At 53.1% G+C, this 1,935-nt stretch carries 1 protein-coding gene; it reads right to left on the bottom strand.

Translation table 11 applies throughout. The annotated features are described in order from the left end of the window. A partial coding sequence (locus J7438_RS25275) for a hypothetical protein (protein ID WP_209278812.1) occupies window positions 1–1,935 on the bottom strand: 1,935 nt, incomplete at both ends.

Below are 1,935 nucleotides of genomic sequence, written 5' to 3'. Positions count from 1 at the left end.
TGATAATAGAGATGGTCAATATCCGGACCAGTGACTTCAAAATGATTCGTTGGGCCGTGTTTTATTTCTGTCCAGGCGCTTCCCTGCTGAATCCACAGACGGCCTGTAGCTTCTCCGGGCTTAACCAATGGTGTGACTGTCAGGAAGAGGCTTTCAGATCCGTCCGTATCCACCAGGGCTGCCTTGATATGGCTGCCAATGGCAATGCGCTCATCTTCATTTCCCGTTATCTTAACGGTGTCAGTGTCCGCACCCGCAGGCATAACCACCAGTGTGGGAGGGTCTGCCACAGGTTGAACATTGACAGTAATTGTTGCCGGTGATCGTGCGGTTTCAACCGCAAAATAACCTTGTTCGGTTGCGATGGCATCCACCTTTATTTCCAGCCTGCCACTCCAATGTTCATCAGACTGAACAATCAGCTGCCCAAACTGCTCTGGCGTAAGCGTGGTCCCGGCATTAATTTCCCGTCCATGACACAACAGTTTCATGCTACCTGGTAATTGCGTTATCACGTATGAGAGGGCTTCTGATCCATCCTTATCCATAAGCCCGGCTTTTATGCTGTTGCCAAGGGTAATGTCTTGACCCTCTTCGCCGGTGACCACGGGTATCGGTTTGGGCCAGATGGGGGGATCAGCTATGCCTTTAACATGAATAACCACCGGAGTACTCAGGCTTTGAACCGGCCCCGGATTGTTGCTGATGGTGGCATTCAGGTTGAGCGTGACCTGGTGGTTGTGGAGGGTAAAGTCCGATGCATCGGCTGGGGGCAGATAGCCAAGATTGTCAGCGCTCAGGATGACGCTGTCGGAGACCATGCTCCGGCTCATGGCGGTAACGGGGATCTGTACGGTATTACCCGTGGCGCTGAGAGGATTGCCATTCCAGGTCAGCATGCCTCCCTGAAGATCGCTGGTGCTGACCGATAGACTGGTCAGGGTTTCCTGCCGGTCCGGGTCCCCAAGATCAATGGAAAAGGAGAGAGCAATAGGCGTTTTCGTGTCTTCAGGGCCTTCGGTATTGATAACGCTGGTGAACGTTGCAGCCCGGTCAGCAATAGTGATCTGGAAAGGTGCCCTACTGAGATCACCATCGCCATCCATGATGGAGTTAACCATCTTCAAAGTGAAGTTCTGTACCGCACTGTGATCAAAATGAGGATTGGCAGGGAGTTGCCATTCGCCATCGCTCCGGACGGTCAGTATGCCAGCATCCGTGGTAATGGCAGTTGTGCCGGTTGGGCTGACTGGATGGACCATATTCTGGTAGCTGATGGCAGTAAGACTGGCATTATCGGCATCGGCATTCAGAGTGTCGTTGTTAAGCAGGTTGCCTTTGAAGGTCTGGCCCTCTGCCCCAATGGGCTGGTTATTTCTCCGGTAATAGTCGCCGTTGGCCACCGGTATGGTATCCACCACGGTATAGAGAAAATTCTTGGGTGTGGTGTTCAGGCTGTTGTCACTGTCACTCATCAATACCGGTATGGTCAGGGTAATCGACTCGTTCTGGCTGAAAGACGACATCGGGTGATCAAGGTTGTCCAGCTGTTCAAATTGTATGGTGGCAGAGGTCGGTTGTGGATCACTCACGGAAAAACGGAAAACCGGCAGGTTATCATTGGCCCGGCTGATGGTCAGTACTGACTGGTCCTGACCTGACACGGCAATACCGGTCAGTGGATTACCATCGGAACTTAACCCGGCCACCTCCTGGGCAATGGTGAATCGATCAAACACGGGGATGGGGCGGTCAGAACCCGGGGTAAAGTCGAGGGTACCGGTCACGGAAGTATCGTTGCCTTTGTTAATGTCCGTGGTCGCCGGTGGCTGGGTGATTTTGCCCGGTGTCGGATATTCACCGTCCAGCAGTGACAGGGTCAGGATGTCACTGGTTTTAGTGCCATCGGCATCTATGGCCTCCAGGGTATAGCTG

Origin of the sequence: Thalassotalea sp. G20_0 (assembly GCF_017744175.1) — a bacterium.
Lineage (GTDB): Bacteria > Pseudomonadota > Gammaproteobacteria > Pseudomonadales > Endozoicomonadaceae > Endozoicomonas.
The sequence above is the reverse complement of the archived record's forward strand: the minus strand, read 5'-3'. Positions and strand labels throughout refer to the sequence as shown.